Source organism: Streptomyces sp. ITFR-6 (genome assembly GCF_031844725.1).
GTDB lineage: Bacteria > Actinomycetota > Actinomycetes > Streptomycetales > Streptomycetaceae > Streptomyces.
Genome location: NZ_CP134612.1, coordinates 2526332 through 2542427, shown reverse-complemented (window position 1 = coordinate 2542427; position 16096 = coordinate 2526332). Strand labels below are relative to the sequence as shown.

The following is a 16096-nucleotide window of genomic DNA, read 5'->3' as shown; positions in this document are numbered from 1 at the left end:
GTCAGAGCACCTTTCCGGTCGGCTCGGCGTCGTGCGCGTCTCCCTCCACCGGTGGGCGGCGGAGCAGGGCGATCGAACCCGAGACCGTGGTCGCCTTCAGTGTCCCCGTTCCGGAGCCGAGTGTTCCGGTGATCCGCTTCGACCCCCACTGGCCGTTGACCCGCAGGTCCTCGAAGCCGTTGGAGACGGAGCCGCTCGCGGTGTTCGCCTCCACCTTCGCGTCCGCCGGGTGCGGCAGCCGGATGGCTACCTCCCCGGAGACGGTGGTGAGCCGGATGTCGGTGGGCTTCCCGTTCGGGTCCAGGTCGAGCACCATGTCGCCGCTGACCGATTCGGCCCGTACGGAAGCCCCGGCGCCCTCGACGACCGTCAGATCACCCGAGACCGAGTGGAAGCGCAGGTCGCCGGTGACGGCCTGGGCTTCTACGTTGCCGGACACGGTCTCCGCGCCGACCGGGCCCGAGAGCCCGACGAGGGTGGTGTCGCCGGTGACGCCGCGCACGTCCGTACGGCCGCGGATCCCGGAGACGAAGGCCCCGGCGCCGACCACGCCGACCTCCACGGCCGATCCGGCCGGGACCGCGAGGGAGACGGCCGCGTGGCGGTGCCAGCCCTTGCGGTCGAACCACTTCAGGAGGCCCTGCCAGGCCAGGTCCTCGTAGGTGACGGTGAGGACGCCGTCCTTCTGGGTCACGATCAGCGGCGGTCCCTCGATGCCGGTGACCTCCAGCCTCGCGGTCGGTTCATCGGTGCCGACGACATTGACCGTGCCGTCGACGATGCGCACGCTGAGCGCCGTCACGGGTTCGTCGAAGGTGAGCTTCTGAGGCTCTGCGATGGCCCACGTCGACACAGGCATGGATCTGACCTCCCGGGGAGCGCGGATGACGCAACATATCGCGTCTCTTGCAGAATACGATATATCGCGGATCGGGGAAGTCAAGACAGGTCGCGGGGTGACCGGGAGGGTGGTCCGGGTGAGGTTGGGGGGTCAAATCGCATCAAAAAGTGAGGAATCGGGATGACCTGTCTTACGGTGAGGGCATGGACGCGACATCACCCGTGGGCGCACTGCTGCTGTGCCGGGCCGGATCCGAGGCCGTACGTCCCGTCGCCCACCTGCTGCGCGAACCGATGCTGCTCGCGCCCGCCGGAGACGGATGGAGCGTCCTCGTCCCCGGAGGAACGCCCTGGCAGGACCGGCGCGAGCGGGGCGCGGGGGAGGCGGCCGAGCCCGTCGACCGGGTGCTGGGCGGCTGGGCCACCGCACTCGCGGTCGGCTCCACCTGGCCGGTCCTCGCGCTCTGGTGGGACTCCGACCGGGCCGGATACACCCTGGCTGCGGGCTTCCGCCGCCCGGTCGGCTACGTCTGGCTCGCGGACGGCACGCCGGTGGGGGAGGACGAGGCGATGCGTACGTTCGCCGAGCGGCTCGGCCTCGATCCCGTACTGGACGTCCAGGTGCTCGAAGGTCTCACCCGCCCCGATCCGGAGGCGGACGCCCGCACCCGGCTGCGCGGGCTGCTCGCCGTCCTCACCCGTACCGGCCTGACGCTTCCGGCCGGGCTCGACCCCGGGGAGTCCGCTGCCGCGCTGACCGCCGGAGCCGGCGGTTGGCCCGCGGTCGAGCGGATCGCCTGGACCGGCTGGCGCGACGCGGTCATGGTCGAGCTGGACGCGGTCGAGAACAGTCGCGTCGGGCCGTGGATGCGCGGCCCCAGGGCCCGCGCCCTGGCGGGCGCCCAGCTGGCGGCGGGGCTCCCGCTGGCCCTCTGGGGAGCCGGCCGGCGCAGTGGCGGCTGGGTCTTTGCCGGGGCCCTGCTGATGGTGCACGGCGCGCTCGGGCTCGCGTACGACCGGATCAGGGCCGACGGGCCGGACGGCCGCTGAGCGCCCCTCGTCGGTAGTCCTCGTATCCGGTGATCAGTCCTCGTCGTCCTCGTCGTCCAGCCGGGCCAGCCAGGTGGCGAGGCGCTCGACCGGCACCTCGAAGTCGGGATTCAGATCGACGAAGGTGCGCAGCTGCTCGGCGAGCCACTCGAAAGTGACCTCTTCCTCGCCTCGCCGCTTCTCCAGCTCCTCGATACCGCGGTCGGTGAAGTACATGACGGCCAGTTTAATGCCTGGTGAGAGCCCGCATCGGCGGCCGGAACCGGCCGTGCGGGCGGCCCGTGAACCGGTCCACCGCACCCCCGCGTCCTCGTTCATGTACCTCGTATCGGACGTCTACGCCCGTTAACCTGCGGGTAGTTGGGGAACGGGGGGTGTCATGGGTGACAGCGTGGCCCGTATTACGCGCATCGAGATGCCGGACGGCACGCCGGTCTGGGCCCGGATCTCGGGAGCCGAGGAACTGGACGGTCCGGCGCCCGGTTCCGGTCCCACCTACACGGACACCGGGTTCGGTGACATCGCCGACCAGGTGCAGGCCCGCGTCGAGAGCCTCCACTCCGTGGTGACCAGCGTCGCGCGCTCGCTCGCCGTGCCGCTGCGCGCCGTGCGGCCGGACGAGGTCAGCGTCGAGTTCGGGATCGAACTCACCGCCAAGTCGGGCCGGATCGTCGGGCTCCTCGCGGACGGCGAGGCCAAGGGCGCCATCAAGGTCACGCTCACCTGGAACGGCGGCGGACCCCCCGTGGACCCGCCCCCGCCTGCCCCCGTACCCATGCCCGTCCCCGTACCCGTACCCGTACCCACGCCCGTACCCGCGCAGGCCCCCACGCCCGTACCCGCGCAGGCCCCCACGCCCGTACCCGCGCAGGCCCCCACGCCCGTACCCGCGCAGGCCCCCACGCCTCCGCCGCCGGTCCCGTTCGCGCCCCCCGCCGCTCCGGCTCCCGCGCCCCCCGGCCCGCCCGCCGGGGCGTCTCCCGGCGCCCCGGCGCATCCGGACGGCGCGGGCGACACGGACGGCGGCGGGACATGAGTCCGGAGGGCGACGGGGGCGCGGACGGGGGTCCGGGGCAGCCGGAGACTGCGCTCATGGGCCTCGTGCACGACGCCACCGTGCGCATCCATCGCCCCGGGGCCGGGTATGCCCAGGACGGACCCGGCGGGGAGTTCCTGGGGAGCGGCTTCTTCATCGCCCCGAGCTGGATCCTCACGTGTGCGCACGTGGCGATGCGGGGGGAGGGGGGCGTGGTGGACGTGTGGTTCAAGGAGGACCGCTACAGCACCGAACTGAGCGAGGTGCCGGGCAAGGTCGTCGTCGCGATGCCCGGCGCCCGTCCGCAGGGAGCCCCCGGCTGGCCGGCCCCCGACCTCGCGCTCATCAAGCTCCAGCGGCCCGTCGAGCACACCTGCGTGTACGTCACGGAGCGCTCGGAGGCCATGCTCCGCAGCCGGGAGATCCACTGCGTGGGCTGGGCGCCCTCGCAGGGCGGCGGGCTGCTGAAGCGCAGCGGCGTCTGCGTGGTGAAGGGGGCCTACGGCGCGTCGGACGACGCCGAGCAGGTCGTCCGGCTCGACGGGGACTGGCTGGAGCCCGGCATGTCCGGCGGACCCGTGGTCGATCTCGCCCGGGGGGAGGTGGTCGGCGTGATCAAGTCGCGGCTCGACAACCACCAGGGCGGAACGGCCGTGGGGATCGAGCGGCTGCGCACCCTGAAGGTGCCGTCCGCGCCCGTCGAGACCGAGGCCGACGACACCTACCAGTCCGTGTTCCACGCCCACGACCGCTACCACGCGGACCGGCACAACAGCCCGGCCAGCACCGAGCGGACCTGGGCCGACGTGCAGAGCGAGCTGGCCTACCCGCCCGGCGGCGTCCTCGGCCCCAAGCGGCGGGCGGACCTGCTGGGGCGGCTCGCCGAGTTCCCGCCCCCGGTCAGCACCCGCGCCCTGCTCGTCCTGCTGGACGGCCTGCCCGGCGTCCACTCCCGTGACCACCGCCCGGCCCCGCGCGGCTGGCGGGACGGCCTGGGGGCGCTGTACGACACCCGCGCCCGCGACCGGGACGCCCCGCTCGAACTGGTCCTGCGCTACTGCATGGGCGTCCTCGCCGCGGAGCGCCCCTTCGACGTGCCCTCCACCAGGACCGCCGCCAAGTCGCTGTGGGAGTGGGTGAAACGGATCGCGGAGGAGGAGCTGTCCCGGGACTTCCGCCGGCAGCTCGCCATGGAGTGGGCGGGCGTCCGGCTGCGCCTGGAGGAGGACCGCCGCCGGGTCGTCACCCGGACGGGCGGGGCCGGCCGCCACGGCGAACGCCCTTGTGTGCTGCTGGCGCTGGAACCCCAGGGCTGGGCCCGGGACCGCTACGACTGGCGGATCGGGGTCGCCCGCCACACCGGGGAGATGCTGCCCGTCGACGAGGACAGCCAGGGCGCCGCGCTCGACCCGCTGCCGGACCGGCTCGCGGCCGCGCTGACCGAGGCCTTCCGGCAGTGCGACGAGCCCGGCAGCCCCGCCCTCCTCCAGGTCGCCCTCGCACCCGCACTGTTCGGCCTTGAGGTCGACCGCTGGACGCTCCCCTCGGACGGGCTGCCGCTCGGCGTCGTACGCCCGGTGGTGCTGCGCAGCACCGTCCACGGGCCCGCCGAAGAGCGCCTGGCGCGCTGGAAGCTCACCCAGGACAGGGGGACCCGCGCCGAAGTCGTCGACTGCGAGAACGAAATTCGGGTACGAGTACCGGAGGTCGAGCGGCTGGGCACCCTGGCCCAGGAAAGCGTGCCGGTGCTCTGCCGTTACGGCAGCCGGCCGGACCCCGGGATCACGGCCGGGGTGGTGCGGGTGCTGGAGACCGGCTTCGGCGTGGCCCTGCTGCACCGGCGGCCGACGGAGACCGACACGGTCTGCCGGGAATTCCACCGACGCGTGACCGAGGCCGTCTCCGACGCCCGGTCCCGTGACGTGCTGCCGCTGAAGATGCTGGAGCTGAGAAAGGGAGTGAGCGCGGAACGCCCCGAGACGTACTGGTCCGATGGAATCGCCCTGTTCTATGACGATCCGCACCATCCGCTGCCCGGTTCCGACGAGTTCCTGGAGGCGCCGTGATCAGACGCGCCGGTCATCATAGGGAAAGGACCCCTGAGGACCGTGCCGGTCCTCTTACGAGGGGTGCGCCCGATCGCTACGGTAAATCACGTTCGACGGCTGCCGTCTCCGGCGGGCCAGCTGTCGTACCCGGCGGACGAGTGACACAAGGACCACGCTATGAGTGAACCCACTGAGTGGCTCATCTACCGAGGGATCGGCGAACCGCACGACGGTTTACCCCAGTTGCCGCCCCCGCCGCCCTGGCGTGACTTCTCGGGCGGCCGCGGTGCCCCGGCCGACGGGGGCGACTCCGCGGACCGCCGGCTCGGCATCCCCGGGCGCATCGCGGAGGAGCACCGGCCGGGCGCCGAGGAGCTCGAAATGATCAACGCCGCGCTGTATCTGCGGCGGCCGCTGCTCGTCACCGGAGACCCGGGGGCCGGCAAGAGCACGCTGGCCCACTCGGTCGCCCGTGAGCTCGAACTCGGCAAGGTGCTGCGCTGGCCCATCGTCAGCCGCTCCACGCTGCTGGACGGCCTCTACCACTACGACGCGATCGCCCGGCTGCAGGACGTGCAGATCGCCTCGCACACCGCCGCGAACGACGGCTCCGGCGCCGACTCGGCCCAGAACGTGGGCAGTTACATCCGGCTCGGCCCGCTCGGCACCGCCCTGCTGCCCTCGGACCGGCCCCGGGTGCTGCTCATCGACGAGCTCGACAAGAGCGATATCGACCTGCCGAACGACCTGCTCAACGTGCTGGAGGAGGGCGAGTTCGCCATTCCCGAGCTGGAGCGGATCGTGGACCGGCTGCCCGACGGCGAGGCGGACGTGCTGGACCACGACGGCAACAAGGTGCGGATCAAGGGCGGCCGGGTGCAGTGCCGGGCGTTCCCGTTCGTCGTCCTCACCAGCAACGGCGAGCGGGACTTCCCGGCCCCCCTGATGCGCCGCTGTATCCATCTGGAGCTCGACCGCCCCGACCACAAGCGGCTGGCCTCCTACGTCAAGGCCCACCTGGGCGAGGAGGCGGCCCGCTCCAGCGAGGACCTCATCACCCGCTTCCTGGAGCGATCACGCAGCGAACTCCTCGCCACGGACCAGCTGTTGAACGCCATCTACCTCACCCACGCCGCTGCGCCGGCCGGCCGCGACCGGCTGGCGGAACTGCTCATCCAGCGGCTCGACCGGCCGAGGTGAGGCACTGATGCCCGGGGCGGACGACGCCGTCGCGCTGCCCGGTGCGGCCGGCGCCTCGGAGCCGTACGACGGAGAGCTCCTGCAGGCGCTGGTGGCCCGGCTGCGCGGGGCCGGGCTCGACCCCGATGTCGAGCAGCTCTGCGACGCCCTCTGGCTGGCGCGCCTGACCGGTGCGCCCGGCGGCGAGGAGGAGGGGGACGGGGCCGGGGCGACGCCCCCGGACGGCCCGGCCACCGGGGAGCGGGCCGGTCCGGGGGGACGGGAGCGGCCGGGCGCGGACGGCCGCCGCCTCGCCGACACCGGCCGACCCGGCGAGAACCGTGAGCCGGGAGACGGGACGGCCGTGGACGGACGCATCGCCCTGTACCCCGACCCCGGCACCTCGCGCTCCGGAGACGGCCGGGACGGAGACGGCTGGGACGGAGACGGCTGGGACGGAGCGGACAGGGACGGCGGCGGCCTGGACAGGCACGGCGCGCGGGACCGCCGCAGGACCCCGGCCGGTCCCCGGGGTACCGAACTCGCGCTCGGCGTACCGGCCGCCCCGGTCCTGCCCGCACCCCTGGAACTCACCCGCGCGCTGCGCCCGTTGCAGCGCTACCGCCCGGTCGCCGCCCCGCTGCGCCGCACCCTGGACGAGACGGCCACCGCCGATCTCAGCGCCCGCGCGGGCGGTATGGTCATGCCGGTGTTCCGTGGCGTCGGCCGGGGCGACGCGATCCTCCAGTGCGTCATGGACGCCTCGTCGTCCATGCTGGTGTGGGACCGGATGTTCGGTGAACTTCTGCAGATTTTCGGTCAGTTGGGCGCCTTCCGGGATGTGCAGGTGCGCTATCTGCACCAGGGCCCGGACGGCGGCTGCACGGTCAGCCGGAGCTCCGACCCCGCCGCGGCCCCGCTGCACTCCGCCGACCGGCTCAGCGATCCGACCGGCCGCCGGGTCACCGTGATGATCAGCGACTGCGCCGGGCCGCTCTGGCACAGCGGACGCGCCCACCGGCTGCTGCACCAGCTCGCCCGGCAGGCCCCGGTCGCCGTGCTCCAGCCGCTGCCGCAGCGCATGTGGAGCCGCACCCGGCTGCCGGTCACCTTCGGTTCGCTGTCCCGGGGTGACGGCCTCGCCGGAGCCACCCTGCTGAAGGTCACGGAGGACGCCGGAACGGGCCCCGCCGTGCACCCCGGCGCCCTCGCCGTCCCGGTCCTCCCGCCGGCGCCGGACGCGCTGGCGGCCTGGGCCAGGCTGCTCTCCGGCACCGGTGCGGCACGGATCTCGGGAGCGGTCGGCTGGGTGCGGGCGGACCAGCCCCCGGCGGCCGCCCAGCGCTCCGGCGCCACCCTGTCCTCGCTCCAGCTGGTCAGCCGCTTCCGGTCGACGGCCTCACCGGCCGCCGGACAGCTCGCCGTCTACCTCGCGGCGGCGCCCCCCTACCTGCCGGTGATGCAGCTCGTGCAGCGCACCATGCTGCCCCAGTCGGGCCCCTCCGAACTGGCCGAGGTGCTGCTGAGCGGACTGCTCTCGCGCGCCGACGGCGCGGGCGGCGGCCGCGGCCAGTGGTACGCGTTCGAGCCCGGCGTCCAGGAGGCGCTGCTCGGTCCGCTGGGCCGGGACGAGGCACTGCTCGTCCTCAAGCACTGTTCGCAGTACATCGAGACGCGGTTCGGCAAGGGCGGGCCCAACTTCCCTGCGCTGGCCTTCGCCCAGCTCGGTGACGCGGGGGCGGACGACTCCCCGTACGCCACCGGGCACGCCGGCACGGGCACCGGATACCGGGAGCCCGATGACGGTGCGGAGGGTGACGAGGGCGAGGAGAAGGAAGAGAGCGACGACAGCGAGGAGAACGAGGCGGACGGGGCGGCCGGGAGGCGCGGCGGGCCCCGCGTACCCCACGCCTTTGCCGAGGTCGCAGCCCGCGTACTGGAGCGATTCATGCCTGTGCCCCCCAGATTCGTGATCCCGCCGAAGCCCGCCGTCCCCGGACCACCGCCCCCCGGCACCACCTCTGTCGTGGAGCGGGCCGGCGAGCTGGTGCGGCAGTTCGACGCCGACAAGATGGTGCAGCGCCTGATCGACGCGGTCCAACTTCTGCGCGGCGCCACCGAGAACGGCCCGCGCCAGTCCGTCGACCCCGGACTCTGGGCGGAGTACGCGCGTTGCGTCCTGCGGCTCTGGGAGGTGCAGGGCGGCGGCGAACTGCTCCGCGAGGCCGAGCGCGCCGCGGAGCGGGCCGCCGCCGTTCCCGGTGCGGTACGCGAACGGGCGGTGCTGGCCAAGGTGCTGCACGCGGCGGCCGACGACCGGCGGCGCCACGGCGACCGGCGCGGCGCCCTGGAGCTGCTGCGGCGCGCCGACCGCGAGTACACCGCCGCCTGCGCCGCCCCCGGCCTCGCACCGGCAGAGGCGCTGCGGCTCACCCTGGAGCGGGTGCGGGCCCTGGAGGCGCAGTGGCGGCTCGACGGGGACAGCGCCCTGCTGCAGAGCGCCTGCGGGATGCTGGAGGCCTTCGCGGACGCCTGGCCCGACCAGGAGAACCGGCCGGCCGCCCTCCCGCTCCAGCACGGCCGGACGCTGCTGAAGCTGGCCGGCGCCACCGAGGACACCGAACAGTCCAGGGAGTTCGCCCGGCAGGCCGCCCGTTCGCTGCGCACGGCCTTCGCCCAGGGCGGCCGGCACACCATGGGCACCGAGGTCCGCATCGTGCTGGACCTGGTGGACGCCCTGCTGGCCTCCGGCGAGGAACCGGAAGAGGCGGCGACCCTGACCGGCCAGGCGCTGGAGACCGTACGGGAACAGCGTCAGCGCGCCCAGCTGCAGACCAGGGCCGGACGGGTCCGGGTCGCCCGGTACGAGCACACCGGCGACCCGGACGAGCTGGTAGCGGCCGCCGACTGGTTCGCACGGGCGGCCCGGGGCATCCCCCGGGACTCCCGCGCCCACACCGACCTGCTCGCCGAATGGGGCGGCACACTGCTGCGCCGCGCCGGACTCCCGAATGGGGCGGCGCACATCGGGGCCGCGGTGCGCGTGCTGCGCGACTGCCGGACCGAGACGCCGGCCGGCGGCCCGCACCAGTCGGAGCGGCTGCTGATGCTCGGCCGGGCCCTGATGCTGCGGCACCGGGCGACGGCGGACCGGGTCGACCTGCGGGAGGCCGAGTACCTCTTCGGGCTGGCGGCGCAGGAGGCCGCGGACCCGCTGACCGCCGCGCGCTGCTGGCTGGAGCTGGGCCGGGCGCTCCTGGAGGCCGCCGACGCGCTGGCCCGGCCGACCCGGCGCGACGAGGCGGCGGAGGCATTCCGCTCGGCCGCCGCAGCCGCCACGACGGCGGAAACGGAGCTGGAGAGTCCGCAACAGCTACGGGAAGCGGTCGAGTTGGGTGCTACAGCCAACCACTGGCGGGGTATGACCTATGAGAGAGCGGGGCGCCCCCGGGCCGCGCGAGAGGCCTACCGGGCGGCCCGCCTGGAGTGGCGGAAGCTGCCGGACGGCGGCGGAGCGGCGGGCGACCGGACCGCGCAGCGGCTGGCGGAGCTGGAGCGCTGAGTGCTCAAGGGCGAGCACCCGGCACGGCCGTGCGCCCGGACCGGCCAGGAGTACGACCGGCGCGCGACCGGAGCCGGCCGACGGCACGGGCAGCGGGACGAAGCGGGTCAGGGACGCGGGACAGGCGGTGCGCGCTCAATGGCGAGCGCGGCACGGCGGCCCGGTGCTGAGTACGGGGAGGCGTGATGAACGAGTCGACACGTAGCGACGGGGCGGCAGTGGCCGCCGGCACGGGCGGCGGTACGCCCGGAGCCGAGGGCGCGCTGCCGGATCTGCTGGGCCTCGATCTGGAGACCCTGCGGACCCTGCACCACCCGGTGCTGGCCGAGGTGGTCGCGGATCTGCGCTCCCGGGCCGAACAGCCCCGGGAAATGCTCTGGGGATTCAACAACGCCTTCTGAGCGCGGCGGCCCCGCAGCGCCCCGGCCCGGACCCGCACGGTTTCGGCCCGGGGCGCGGCCGATCAGGACATCATCGTCCGGAACGTGTCTGCCCGCGCCGGGCGACGGGGATACTCACCCCGCGCCGGTACCGGTAACAGTCCCGGCAGACGTACAGCACGGGGGTGCCGGAGTGGTCCGACGGGCGACGCCGCAGGGGGAGCAGCGGTACGCGGACGGGAGCGGTGAGCCGTTCCCGGGTGCCGCGCGCCCGGCCGGGCCCGGACCGCGTCCGGAACCGGCCGGCGCGACCCCGCCCGGCGTGGATCCGCCCGGACCCGTACCGTTCGGGCAGTTCATCGTGAAGGTGCACGGCCGCTGCAACCTCGCCTGCCGGTACTGCTACCTGTACGAGGGCCCCGACCGCACCTGGCGGGACCGGCCCGCCGCCGCCGCGCCCGCCGTCCTGGAGCGCACCGCGGACCGGATCGCGGAGCACGCCGCCGCTCACCGGCTGCGCCACGTCGCCCTGGTGCTGCACGGCGGCGAACCCCTGCTCGCGGGCCCGGACCGGCTGGCCGCACTGGCGGACCGAGTGCGGGAGCGGGTGCCCGCCGGCTGCACCGTCCACGCGACCGTGCAGACCAACGCCACCCTGCTCACCGACGCGGGCGTCACCGTGCTCGCCCGGCACGGCATCAGCATCGGCATCAGCCTGGACGGCGGACTGGCCGCCCACAACACCCAGCGCACCGACCACGCGGGCCGCCCCTCCTGGCCCGCCGCCGCACGCGGCGCCCGGCTCCTCGCGGACCGCCACCCCGGCGCGTACGCGGGCATCCTCACCGTCGTGGACCCGCGCACGGACCCCGCCGAGATGTACGAGTCACTGCTCGCCCTGCGCCCGCCGGCCCTGGACCTGCTCCTGCCGCACGGCAACTGGACCAGCCCGCCGCCCGGACTGCCGGACCCGGCGGGCATCCCCATGGGCCCGGGTTCCGGGCGCGTCACGCCGTACGGCGACTGGCTGTGCGCCGTCTTCGACCGCTGGTGGCCCGCCGCCCGGCGGGAGACCCGGATCCGGCTCTTCGAGGAGTGCGTCGCCCTGCTCCTCGGCCTGCCCGCCACCACCGAGTCGCTGGGCCTGGACCCCATCAACGCGGTCGTCGTCGAGACCGACGGTTCGATCGAACAGGTCGACTCCCTCAAGTCCGCCTACGACACGGCCGCCGCCACCGGACTCGACGTCTTCCGGCACACCTTCGACGACGCCCTGCGCCACCCCGGCGTCGCCGCCCGCCAGGCCGGAGTGGGCGCGCTCGCCGCCGCCTGCCGGGCCTGCCCGCTGCTGACCGTCTGCGGCGGCGGCCACTACGCACACCGCTACCGCGCAGAGAACGGCTTCATCAACCCGTCCGTCTACTGCGCCGACCTCGAACGGCTGGTCCGCCATGTGGCGGACCAGCTCGCCGACGCAACCGCAGGAGACCCCCCATGAGCCCCGCCATCCCCGAGCGCGTACTGCGCGAACTCGGCCGCACCGAGGGCGACTCCGACTCCCTCGGCCTGCTCGTCCGCGACCAGGACACCCGCCGCCTCGTCCTCCTGCGGGCCCTGCTGGACGCGGCGGCCGCCGCCCCCGCGACCGTGTGCCCGCCCCCTCTGCTCGACCGGCTGCGCGAGGACTGGGCGCTGCTCGAAGCCGCCGAACGCGCCGACCGGGCCGCCGCGCGCACCGTGCTGTTCCACCCCATGACCGGCCCCTGGGCGCAACGGCTCCTCGGCGGCCTCACCGGCACCATCGCGGCGGGTCCGGAACTCCACACCGACCTGGCCCACCTCGGCGCCCTCGCCGCGGCGGCCGCGATCCGGGCCGCCCTGCCCTGCACCACCCGGCTCACCGCCCGCGAAGGGCTGCTCTCGCTGCCCACCCTGGGCGCGGTCCGGGCGGCCGATGGTCCGGTCGAACTCACCTACGCAGACGGCGAAATGACGGTCCGCCCGGCCGATGCCCCGCCCCTCTCGGTACGGACCCTGCCGGACGGCACCATGAGCTCGGCCGACCCCCGCTGGCTGCCGGTGCTCACCCTCCCGTCCGTACTGCCGGGCGCCGGCCCCGTACCCCTGGACGACCTCGATCCGTACCGCACCCGGGGCACCGGGCTCGAACGGCACGGACTCAGCGCCGCCACCCACATCGACGACCACGAACGCAAGGCCTGGACCGAATCCTGGTCCGGGGTCGAACCGCTGCTGCGGGTGGGCGGCGAACACCGGCTCACCGAAGCGGCCGCACTGCTGCGCTGCCTCGTCCCGCTCGGACCGCCGCCCGGCTCCGGGCCGGACGGCCGGGGCGCGGCCCACTGCAGCGGCACCCGGCGCGAGGCGTTCGGCGCGGTCCTCAGCAGCAAGCCGGCGACCCCCGCCTACTTCGCCTCGACCCTCGTGCACGAACTCCAGCACACCAAGCTCGCCGCGCTCGGCACACTCGTCCGGCTGCACCACGAGGACGCCACCCCACGCCACTTCGCCCCGTGGCGCTCCGACCCCAGGCCCTTCGACGGGCTGCTCCAGGGCGCCTACTCGCATCTGGCGCTGGCCGACTACTGGCAGCGGTTCGCGCTCGGCGCGCGGCGCGTCACCCACCGCGATCTGGCCTGGGCGGAACACGCGCGCTGCCGCCAACAGGTCGGCGCCGTACTGCCGGTGCTGGCCGGCTCGGGCGCGCTCACCGGGGAGGGCCGGGTGCTCGTCAACGAGATGATCACGGTCTACCACCGTCTGGAGGATTCGCCGCCCCCCACGGGTCACCTGGCACGCGCGGAGGCCTATGTCAGCACCGCCAAGGTGATATGGCAGCAGAGGAACGGATCACCCGGGAGCTGAGCGGCCAGGTGATTCCGGCCGGAGCGAAGGGCTCCGGTGTATGTTGACAGAGCTCGCAACGAGGTCAGGGAGACGGTCGAATGCCCGGAACGCGTAAGCAAGTTGGAGCAACCGGGGCGCAGACCGTCACCCTCAGTTTCGCCGGATTCAACCGGGCCTGGGCGGCGTGGATCGCGGACCGGCTGGAGCGGCGCGGGGTGACGGTCGTCCAGCAGCGCTGGGACCCGCCGGTCGAGGTGCTGCTGGAGGACGCCCTGCGGGACCTGATGCTCTCCCGCGGCCGGATCCTGGTCCTGCTCAGCGACTGGTACTTCCAGGTCGGGCCCCGCGGCCACGAGGAGTGGAACCGGGCCCTGCGCGAGGTCGTCGCCCCCGACCCGGACCGCTTCGCCGCCGCGTCCGTCACCACCTCGGCGCTGCCCGGCGCCACCTCCGTCTTCGGCGCCGCGGACCTGACGAACGTCGGCGCGGGCGAGGCCGAGCGCCGGCTGCTCGTACGGCTGGGACTGCCCACGGACCCGCTGCCGGAGTCCGCGGAGGCGCGGCCGGGCCCGCGCTACCCGGCCGACACCCCCGAGGTGTGGGGCGGGGTACCGCGCCGCAACACGCGCTTCACCGGCCGCGAGGAACTGCTCAGCAAGGCCTACACCGCACTCCAGGACGCCGGCGCCGGAGCGGGCGTCGTCACCCTGCACGGCATGTCGGGCGTGGGCAAGACCCAGCTGGCCGCCGAGTACGTCTACCGGTTCGGCTCCGAGTACGACGTCGTGTGGTGGGTGCCCGCCGACCGGCGCGCCCTCTACCGCCAGAAGCTCGCCGAACTCGCCCCGGAACTGGGCCTGACCACCGGCGCCGAGTACGGGGAGCGGCTGCGCGCGGTACGCGACTCGCTGCGCCGCGGCGACCCGCACTCCCACTGGCTGCTGGTGCTGGACGGCGCGGACGAGCCGGAACAGATCTGGGACCTGGTGCCGACCGGCCCCGGCCATGTCCTGATCACCTCCCGCAACCCGGAGTGGGGCGAGCACAACAGCAACCTGGTCGAGGTGCCGGTCTACGACCGCGACGAGTCGGTGGCCTTCATCCTCCGCCGGGCCCCGCGTCTCACCCGCACAGAGGCCGACCAGCTGGCCGAGGCGCTGGAGGACCTCCCGCTGCTGCTCGACCAGACCGCCGGCTGGCTGAACGACTCCGACATGTCGGTCGAGGAGTACATCGAGCTCCTCGGCGGCGGCATCGACCAGGATGTCGTCAAGGTCTCCGCCGACTTCCCGCTGGCCTTCCAGACCGCCTGGTCGATACTGCTGAACAAGCTCCGGGACACCGTCCCCGAGTCCGTCGACCTGCTGCGCCTGTGCAGCTTCTTCGCGCCCGGCTCCATTCCGGTACGGCTGCTGAAGGAAATGCCGCCGGGTGAACTGCCCGAGCAGCTCTCCGGTCTGATGAACGACCCGCTGCTGTGGAACAAGGCGATCAGTCAGCTGCGCCAGTACTCCGTGGTCCGCCTGGAGTCCCACGAGTCCGTCATCGACGACTCGTCCTCCGGCGAGTCCATCTATCTGCACCGCATGGTCCACCAGATCGTCCGCAAGGACATGCCGGAGCGCGACCGCGCGGAATTCATCGACGTGGTCCGCCGCGCCCTCGCCTCCGCCGACCCGGGCCGCCCCACCGACACCCGGCTGTGGCCCGGATACGCCGAGATCACCCCGCACCTCAAGTGGGCCGACGTGCTGCGCAGCACCGACCCCGCCGTGCACTCCCTGGTGCTCAACTGCCTGCGCTACATGTACCTCTCCGGGGAGTACCGGGCCGGCATCAAGCTGGGCTCCCGCGCCATGCGGGCCTGGACCGAGCTGCTGGGCGAGGACCACCCCAGGGTCTGGGACCTCAGCTACAACTACGCCAACCTGCTGCGTGCGGTCGGCGACTACGCCGGGACCGAGGCGATCGAGCGGGCCGCCGTCGACCACCTGCGCGCCGAGCGGGGCGCCCAGGACCTGGAGCACCTGCGCGCGGCCGGCGGCCTCGCGGCCGACCTGCGCGGCCTCGGGCGGTACGAAGAGGCGCACGAAATGTCCGGCTGGATCCTGGCCTCGTACCGCGAACTGCTGGGCGACCAGGACTCACGCACGCTGAGCGCGCAGAACAACCTGGGTACGTCCCTGCGGCTGCTCGGGCGGTACGAGGAGGCGCTGGAACTCAACCAACGGACTCTGGAAGCGCGTCGCCAGCTGCTGCGCCCGCGCCACAGCTGGACCCTCTACTCCGAGATCCACTACGCCACCGACCTGCGCCTGCTCGGGCGGTACACGGAGGCGGAATCGCTCCAGGCCCAGAGCGTCCGGGTGCACCGGATCGTGATGGGCCAGGACAACCCGCAGACCCTGAGCGCCGAGCACAACCTCGCGCTCTGCCAGTACCGCTCGGGCGAGCGCGCCAAGGCCGCCGCGCTCTTCGCCCGGGTCCTGGAGCGGGGCGAGCGGGTGCTGGGTGAGGACGACCCGCTCACCATGATGTTCGCGGCCAGCCAGAGCTTCTTCGCCCGGGAGCACGCCGACATCGACCAGGCCCGCGCCATAAGCGAGAAGGTCATGGAGGGGTACGCGGACATGCTGGGCGACCAGCACCCCTATGCGGCGGGCAGCCGCGCCAACCACGCCCTGATCCTGCGCAACGTCGGGGAGCGGGACCACGCCTACCACCTCCTGGAGGAGGCGCTCGCGGACATGAGCCGGGCGGTGGGCGAGGACCACCCCTGGACGCTGGGCTGCGCGGTCAACGCCGCGGCGCTGCGCAATCTCGTGGGCGACCCCGAGTCCGCCGCCGCGCTGACGGACTCGGTCATCACCCGGGCCACCGAGGTCCTCGGCCGGACCCACCCGCTGACCCTCACCGCCCGCATCGCGCACGCCGCCGATCTGCGGGCACTGCGCGAGCGGCAGCGGGCGGAGAAGGTCGAGACGGAAGCGCTCGGCGATCTGGCGGCCACCCTGGGGGCGCAGCACGTCCACACCGTCTCGGCACGCTCCCGCAACCGGCCGTTCTGGGACTTCGAGCCCCAGATCATCTGACCGGCTGTCCGGATTCCGGGCCGTGGGTGAGGGAGCGTCAG

General features: G+C 73.9%; 11 protein-coding genes. 9 read left to right on the top strand and 2 right to left on the bottom strand.

Annotation, left to right across the window (positions count from 1 at the left end):
* Window position 1: 1 nt before the first annotated feature.
* Entirely contained in the window at window positions 2-859 is an 858-nt protein-coding gene (locus tag RLT59_RS11200; protein ID WP_311303266.1) for a DUF4097 family beta strand repeat-containing protein, read from the bottom strand.
* A 185-nt stretch (window positions 860-1044) separates the two neighbouring features.
* Here RLT59_RS11200 and RLT59_RS11195 point away from each other — a divergent pair, with 185 nt between their 5' ends.
* The gene (locus RLT59_RS11195; RefSeq protein WP_311303265.1) at window positions 1045-1890 is read left to right on the top strand and encodes a hypothetical protein; all 846 of its coding nucleotides are present in this window, start codon (window positions 1045-1047) and stop codon (window positions 1888-1890) included.
* Window positions 1891-1923: 33 nt separating this feature from the next.
* On the opposite strand, the gene RLT59_RS11190 is transcribed toward RLT59_RS11195, so the two are convergent.
* Window positions 1924-2106 (bottom strand): DUF6104 family protein, encoded by a 183-nt coding sequence (locus tag RLT59_RS11190; RefSeq protein ID WP_018535226.1) that lies wholly within the window; start codon window positions 2104-2106, stop codon window positions 1924-1926.
* Window positions 2107-2269: 163 nt separating this feature from the next.
* On the opposite strand from RLT59_RS11190, the gene RLT59_RS11185 reads away from it, so the two are divergent.
* The 8 genes from RLT59_RS11185 (at window position 2270) to fxsT (ending at window position 16055) form a co-directional block, all read left to right on the top strand.
* Complete coding sequence (locus RLT59_RS11185) at window positions 2270-2926, top strand: CU044_2847 family protein (protein ID WP_311303264.1); 657 nt, start codon at window positions 2270-2272, stop codon at window positions 2924-2926.
* A gap of 56 nt (window positions 2927-2982) precedes the next feature.
* Complete coding sequence (locus tag RLT59_RS11180; protein ID WP_311303263.1) at window positions 2983-4992, top strand: VMAP-C domain-containing protein; 2010 nt, start codon at window positions 2983-2985, stop codon at window positions 4990-4992.
* A 159-nt stretch (window positions 4993-5151) separates the two neighbouring features.
* On the top strand, window positions 5152-6174 hold the full coding sequence (locus RLT59_RS11175) for an AAA family ATPase (RefSeq protein WP_311303262.1): 1023 nt from the start codon (window positions 5152-5154) through the stop codon (window positions 6172-6174).
* A 7-nt stretch (window positions 6175-6181) separates the two neighbouring features.
* Window positions 6182-9715: an SAV_2336 N-terminal domain-related protein gene (locus tag RLT59_RS11170; RefSeq protein ID WP_311303261.1), complete on the top strand. Its 3534-nt coding sequence runs from the start codon at window positions 6182-6184 to the stop codon at window positions 9713-9715.
* Between the two features lie 185 nt (window positions 9716-9900).
* Window positions 9901-10116: an FxSxx-COOH cyclophane-containing RiPP peptide gene (fxsA, locus tag RLT59_RS11165; protein WP_311303260.1), complete on the top strand. Its 216-nt coding sequence runs from the start codon at window positions 9901-9903 to the stop codon at window positions 10114-10116.
* A 301-nt stretch (window positions 10117-10417) separates the two neighbouring features.
* A complete protein-coding gene (locus RLT59_RS11160; RefSeq protein ID WP_311307684.1) occupies window positions 10418-11593 on the top strand; it encodes an FxsB family cyclophane-forming radical SAM/SPASM peptide maturase in 1176 nt (391 codons plus the stop codon).
* Window positions 11590-12981 (top strand): aKG-HExxH-type peptide beta-hydroxylase, encoded by a 1392-nt coding sequence (locus RLT59_RS11155; protein ID WP_311303259.1) that lies wholly within the window; start codon window positions 11590-11592, stop codon window positions 12979-12981. Before RLT59_RS11160 ends, RLT59_RS11155 begins: the two co-directional genes overlap by 4 nt.
* Window positions 12982-13061: 80 nt before the next feature.
* A complete protein-coding gene (gene fxsT, locus RLT59_RS11150; protein WP_311303258.1) occupies window positions 13062-16055 on the top strand; it encodes an FxSxx-COOH system tetratricopeptide repeat protein in 2994 nt (997 codons plus the stop codon).
* Window positions 16056-16096: the final 41 nt, after the last annotated feature.